At 30.8% G+C, this 5,859-nt stretch carries 8 protein-coding genes; all 8 read right to left on the bottom strand.

Annotated features, from left to right (window positions below):
• Positions 1-474: 474 nt before the first annotated feature.
• Positions 475-1,068: a hypothetical protein gene (locus tag OIU80_RS20635; protein WP_264288856.1), complete on the bottom strand. Its 594-nt coding sequence runs from the start codon at positions 1,066-1,068 to the stop codon at positions 475-477.
• Between the two features lie 241 nt (positions 1,069-1,309).
• Positions 1,310-1,882, bottom strand: coding sequence for a DUF6705 family protein (locus tag OIU80_RS20630; protein WP_264288855.1), 573 nt, complete (start codon positions 1,880-1,882; stop codon positions 1,310-1,312).
• A 154-nt stretch (positions 1,883-2,036) separates the two neighbouring features.
• Positions 2,037-2,609: a DUF6705 family protein gene (locus OIU80_RS20625; RefSeq protein WP_264288854.1), complete on the bottom strand. Its 573-nt coding sequence runs from the start codon at positions 2,607-2,609 to the stop codon at positions 2,037-2,039.
• Between the two features lie 155 nt (positions 2,610-2,764).
• Positions 2,765-3,337, bottom strand: a complete 573-nt coding sequence (locus OIU80_RS20620; protein ID WP_264288853.1) for a DUF6705 family protein — start codon at positions 3,335-3,337, stop codon at positions 2,765-2,767.
• Positions 3,338-3,354: 17 nt separating this feature from the next.
• The gene (locus OIU80_RS20615) at positions 3,355-4,701 is read right to left on the bottom strand and encodes a hypothetical protein (protein ID WP_264288852.1); all 1,347 of its coding nucleotides are present in this window, start codon (positions 4,699-4,701) and stop codon (positions 3,355-3,357) included.
• A gap of 254 nt (positions 4,702-4,955) precedes the next feature.
• Positions 4,956-5,210: a hypothetical protein gene (locus OIU80_RS20610; RefSeq protein WP_264288851.1), complete on the bottom strand. Its 255-nt coding sequence runs from the start codon at positions 5,208-5,210 to the stop codon at positions 4,956-4,958.
• Positions 5,207-5,449 (bottom strand): DUF3850 domain-containing protein, encoded by a 243-nt coding sequence (locus OIU80_RS20605; RefSeq protein ID WP_264288850.1) that lies wholly within the window; start codon positions 5,447-5,449, stop codon positions 5,207-5,209. Before OIU80_RS20605 ends, OIU80_RS20610 begins: the two co-directional genes overlap by 4 nt.
• A 2-nt stretch (positions 5,450-5,451) precedes the next feature.
• Complete coding sequence (locus tag OIU80_RS20600) at positions 5,452-5,760, bottom strand: hypothetical protein (protein WP_264288849.1); 309 nt, start codon at positions 5,758-5,760, stop codon at positions 5,452-5,454.
• Positions 5,761-5,859 lie beyond the last annotated feature (99 nt).

The raw sequence follows: 5,859 nt of genomic DNA, 5'->3' as shown, positions 1-5,859 counted from the left end.
CTTTACAAATATTAGAATGATATAATGATGCGATTAAGGATTTGGTAGGGTAACGGTAGGTTTTGTACTATTGAATAGCTTTGCAAAGGTTTTGCAATGCCTTTGCAAAAAAAAACCCGCTTCTTTGCAGAAGCGGGCATTTTTTTGCCAATGTCAATTAAATTTTTCTTTGTGTCTAAACTATTAAAGAATAAAAACCATCCGATGAAGCGGTTTTATATTTGTATCCACCATGTATGCGATGTTGGCTGATGTCTTTTTTGCAGGGATTTTGTTTTATCTTCTACGTAATTTACTCTTATTTTTTTTCTTTTTACAAAATAAAAAATAGTGCCAATAGTCAAAATTGGCAAAACAAAGAAAAAATAACTCACGAAATAGTAAGTATCATATAAACAAATTATATAAAAGTATTCGGAAAAGTAAAAATATACTAGCAATAAAAGGCAGATTGTCAAAAAAAATAAATATTTCCTAGTCATTATCTTGATTTATATATGTGTTGTTAAAAAAAGCATTAAACATTTTAAAATAGCCCAAGTATGTATCTTGGAAACTAACATCCTTAATAATTGTAGACATCATTTCTTGAGGGAATTTCGTATACAATAGTTTGTTCTCAACAATAGTCTCTAAATCTAAAATTAAATCTTTTATCTTTCTAGGATCTTTCTTTTCACTTTCTAACTCTTCAATTCTTAATTTTGAAAAAAAAGGATTGTTTTTATGCTCTAAATGTCTAATTATATAATATGGACTTAAAAAACTTAAATATAGTGTAATTGAATGTAATTCTCCATCTTCAATTACATTAAGAAAAAATGTAAAACATCTGTCTTGAGATTCTCGTCTTGAGTGATCTTCAAAATCTTTAAAAGTCAAATCTAGTTCAAAATCCTTTTTAATGACATTTCGTATCTTCTGATTTTTATCAGAGTAAAAAAAATCTATTGTAGACTGCAATCTTTTATACTCCTCAGATTGTAAGTATTTTTCGCTTTCATTCCAAGGACATATTTCTCTTGGGTAAAACAAATAAGTTAAATTGGTTAGAACTTCATTTATCATAATTCATTATATTTAACTACAATTACATGTAATATTTCGAGACTTTTATAATTAACAACACAATTTTAAAACTAATAATTTTAACCAATGTTAATTGCCATAAAGACCCTTTTTGACTTGTGAAATTAAAACTCTTACACCCCATAGGGATATCTTCAGAGGAAGAATCTTAAAATAGAAAAGTGGTATTTCAAAAAATACTGCTTTTGTTTTGGTTGCTAAAATTGAAAATTAAAGTTATCTATATTTTGGTTAAGGTCATTTTAGTTTTTGGAAATAATTGTGGAGCTTCGCCATTGGGACAATATTGTTCCATTATAAAACATTGTCGAGGCATAAGAAACAGTTCGATGGCGGTATTGTTTGTGTTTTTTGTCGACAGAACAAATAATTCTCCTCTTTGTCCACACTGATATTGACGCCCTCCATAAGTTAGAACAAAATAGTTTTTTGTGAAATAAGAACTTTCCGCAGTATAGGGGCTATCATCAGGCTCTGCTCTGGTATCTTCTAAAACAGCACCGCTCGCATCTGTAATTAAATAACGCATTATTAATCCGTCTTGAGTAGTGCGAGATATTTTATCCGTAATTTTTGAAAATATCAATTCATAATTTTTACCATTATTGGTTCCTCTCCAAGTACCTACATATTTATCTCGAATACCATTCATATCTTTAAAATAAGTTACACTTTCAGGGACATCTTTCTCTTCTCGAATATATTCTCCTAACTTTTCTATTGGAACAATCGATTGTGCTCTGCAAGATAAGTTGCATACAATCAGAAAACCTATAATAATTATCTTTTTCATCATATTTGCTTTTAGTGTTATGGACATAGTGTTGTCGTTAGTGTATCTTTAAACTTAAAGAGGCATCTTCAGAAGAAGAGCCTTAAAACAGAAAAGCAGTATTTCAAAAAACACTGCTTTTATTTTGATTGCTAAAATTGAGAATTAAAGCTATCTACTGTTTGGTTAAGGTCATTTTGGTTTTTGGAAATAATTGTGGAGCTGGACCATTGGGACAATATTGATCAAGTATAAAATCTTGTCTAGGAGTAAGAAACAATTCTATGGTGGTATTATTTGTGTTTTTTGTCGACAGAACAAATAATTCTCCTCCTTGTCCACACTGAGTTTGACGTCCTTCATAAGTCAAAACAAAATAGGTTTTGTCGAAATAATAACTATTCGCAGTATAGGGGCTATCATCAGACTCAGCTCTGGTATCTTCTAAAACAGCACCACTTGTATCTGTAATTAAATAACGCATTGCTAATCGGTCTTCGGTTAGACCATCATATGTTGTCACCTTTTTTGTAAATGTTACTTCATAATTTCTTCCATTATAAGTTCCCCTCCAAGTACCTACATATTTATCTCGAATACCATTTACATCTTTTAAATAAGTGACACTTTCAGGAACATCTTTCTCTTCCCGCATGTATTCCCCTAACTTTTCTATTGGAACAATCGATTGTGCTTTACAAGATAAGTTGCATACAATCAGAAAACCTATAATAATTATCTTTTTCATCATATTTGCTTTAAGTGTTATGGACATGGTTTTGTCGTTAGTTTATCTTTAAACTTAAAGGGGCATCTTCAGAAGAAGAGCCGTAAAACAGAAAAGCAGTATTTCAAAAAACACTGCTTTTATTTCGATTGCCAATCTTAGGAATCAAACTTTGTCTATTGTTTAGTTAAAGTCATTTTGATTTTTGGAAATAATTGTGGAGCTGCGCCATTAGGGCAATTTTGTTCAATTATAAAATCTTGTCTAGGAGTAAGAAACAGTTCTATAGCGGTATTGTTTGTGTTTTTTGTTGACAGGACAAATAATTGTCCTCCTTGTCCACACTGAGTTTGACGTCCTTCATAAGTCAAAACAAAATAGGTTTTGTCGAAATAAGAACTTTCAGCAGTATAGGGGCTATCATCAGGCTCTGTTCTGGTATCTTCTAAAACAGCACCACTCGTATCTGTAATTAAATAACGCATTATTAATCCGTCTTGAGTAGTACGAGATGTTTTAGTAGTAACTTTTGAAAATACTAATTCATAATTTTTGCCATTATAATTTCCTCTCCAAGTACCTACATATTTATCTCGAATACCATTTACATCTTTTAAATAAGTGACACTTTCAGGAATACCGCCTTCTACGCGTAAGTATTCTGCTAACTTTTCTATTGGAACAGTGGATTGTGCTTTGCAAGACAAGTTGCATACAATCAGAATAGCTATAATAATTATCTTTTTCATTGTATTTGTTTTAAGTGTTATGGACATGGTGTTGTTGTTAATTTCTCTTTAACATCTAGTGTTTTCTGGGCAGTACTACCATCATTATTTATTTTAAACAACGAAATACCAGTGATACCATTTTCTTTCATGAATTTTAAAAAACCAAGTTCTTTTGAGATATTATCATTCATTATTTTCACATATCCCTTATTTAATTCTTTAAAATTCAATCCTAGATTAAGATCGCTATAAGCCCCTTCAAATCGAAGGCTATAATTCCCTTTACTAGAAATCATAGTTCCATAAATATCTGATAAAGGAATACCATTTTTATTAGCATTTACCAAAAGTATCATAAAAGATTCTACATCGGCAGGAGAAAACATTTTAATAGGCTGATTTATCAATGTATTACCATTTTCATCCACGGTTCCAGAATCATAATCATCAAGATGGGTATGCATATAACCAACGGTATTAGCATCGTATGGGAGTCTCATCGAATCATTACTTAAATTAGTAAGAGCCGTGAGCGGTCCGTTCTTGCTTTGCATATAACCAGTTTCCTTTTTTAGATTTGTTTTCTGGCTTAACTCATCGATTTTGGATTTAAAATTTGGATTTGTATTTTGTTTTTTTAATTCAGCACAAGGGTCAGCTTCATCAGTATTTGGAGGAGTGAAACCCTCACCACCGCCTCCGCCACTTCCAGAATCCCAACTATAGTCACCATAGCCACCACGCGAATCATCTAAATCATTATATAAATATAGCCAAGGAGTTGCTGCATTAGGTCTACGATAGGGATTATTAACTGGAACTTCGTTTAATTGCCCACCATTTGAAGGAGTCTCTTCTCCTCCTTCTCTTTTGGTGATATTTTTTTCTGTTTTTAGAATTTGAAATTGAGAGACATAAATCCCATTCTCAACACGAAATCCATTTAAAAAATCACCATTGAGATTGCGAATCATAATTTTACCAGAAAATTTTTCTGTCACGTTGTCTTTATCTGAGTACATGCTAAAAACGACCACTCTTAGTACACCGTTTATCCTTGACATTAGAATCCTGCTATACTCTTCTTTATTATTAGTTGATAAAGGGATAACCGTTAACAATTGATCACTATTCTTAATTTTTTCCTGTGAGATAGCCGTTATATCAGGTAAAAGAAGGGTGTTTTTACCTGTTTTTGAACTATTAATAGGGTTTTGTTTTAGGAAAGAAACTGCATCATTGATACCTACAGTTTGGATGTTGCTTTCTTTCTTATCAATCTCCTCTTCTACCTGACAATTGCTTAGTGTTAGAGCCAAGCCAAAAAGAACTAAAAATTTAACAATGTAGATTTGTACTTTGTACTTTATTTTTTTTTTCATGTGTTTTTTTTATTAAATAATAAGATTATTCACTCAAACCTCATTCGGTAAATATATTGTATGCAAACAATAAATAAAATACCCAGTTTTAGTGATATTACAAAATACCCAGTTTTAGTGATATCATTAAGTTCCAAAAACCATAAACGAAGATTAAAAATGAAAGCTTACAACTAAAACATCGCTAAAAAAAAATGCAGCCTCAAACTAATTCGTTGAAGACTGCATTTTACATCACTTAATTACTCCTAAAGTTATTTTGACTGAAAATCGATTTTAAGGCGGTTTCTTATTAGAAAGGTGTATTTATCTTTACCACCGTCTAATATCTTGTTAAAAAGCTTTATTTTCATTTCATCATCATTAAGATAGGTAGAAAGCTTGTTCGCAGAGGTTAATTTTGTATTTTTAAGTAGGTTTTCGCTTGGGTTCTCTAGTACACGTATAATAAAGTTACGATTAATTAAAGCATTTGTCGGGCTATCGGATTTCTTTGCTGTTGACTTCATAATTCTTTTTCTATTGATAATATTACATATCCTTCTTGCAATCCTAAATTAGTATCATCAAAAACATTCGTTATTGTTCTTTCATATTTCCAGTTTGAAGAACTTTCCCATTCTAATACTGTAAATCGGATAGTGTCGCCAATTTTAAAATCTCTATCATTCTTTCTTAGTTCCCAATTCTTTTTACCAATGAAGTGAAGTTGTGCGAGCTCATAATTAATTTTTAAATCATGTATCATAACTATTGATTTGTATGTTGTTTTTGTAAAACCATTTTCTTTGCAATGGACTCTCTATATTCCTGCAATTTGATTTTTAATTCTTCCGAGAGGATAAATCCATCTGGTACACCATTTCTATCTATGAAAATAATTGCTTCAAAAGTTGATATATTTTTAGCGAATAGTCGTGTTCCGATAGTAATACATTTTCTTGTTTCGGTGATTATTTCGTTTATTTCATTTCGGATATAATTTGCTGTAAATTGGCTTATAAAAAGCTCCTGTAATTGTGCTTTGTTTCTTATGTAAGTAAGAGTTTTAAGGTTCATAAATAAATAGTTTGAGGTTAGTTACTTAGCTTCTTTTACTTTTTGGTTTTCAAGTAATTACTTAATTCGTGTATTTTTTTAGATGCTGATTTAAAAAAG

Source organism: Flavobacterium frigoritolerans, assembly GCF_025847275.1.
Lineage (GTDB): Bacteria > Bacteroidota > Bacteroidia > Flavobacteriales > Flavobacteriaceae > Flavobacterium > Flavobacterium frigoritolerans.
Note: the sequence above shows the minus strand (reverse complement) of the source record. Positions and strands in the feature narration are given on the sequence as shown.

Excerpts from the sequence above, each read along its gene's own strand:
- OIU80_RS20605 (WP_264288850.1), bottom strand. The coding sequence starts at position 5,449 with ATGATACATGATTTAAAAATTAATTATGAGCTCGCACAACTTCACTTC.
- OIU80_RS20620 (WP_264288853.1), bottom strand. The coding sequence starts at position 3,337 with ATGAAAAAGATAATTATTATAGCTATTCTGATTGTATGCAACTTGTCT.
- OIU80_RS20600 (WP_264288849.1), bottom strand. The coding sequence starts at position 5,760 with ATGAACCTTAAAACTCTTACTTACATAAGAAACAAAGCACAATTACAG.
- OIU80_RS20615 (WP_264288852.1), bottom strand. The coding sequence starts at position 4,701 with ATGAAAAAAAAAATAAAGTACAAAGTACAAATCTACATTGTTAAATTT.
- OIU80_RS20625 (WP_264288854.1), bottom strand. The coding sequence starts at position 2,609 with ATGAAAAAGATAATTATTATAGGTTTTCTGATTGTATGCAACTTATCT.
- OIU80_RS20610 (WP_264288851.1), bottom strand. The coding sequence starts at position 5,210 with ATGAAGTCAACAGCAAAGAAATCCGATAGCCCGACAAATGCTTTAATT.
- OIU80_RS20635 (WP_264288856.1), bottom strand. The coding sequence starts at position 1,068 with ATGATAAATGAAGTTCTAACCAATTTAACTTATTTGTTTTACCCAAGA.
- OIU80_RS20630 (WP_264288855.1), bottom strand. The coding sequence starts at position 1,882 with ATGAAAAAGATAATTATTATAGGTTTTCTGATTGTATGCAACTTATCT.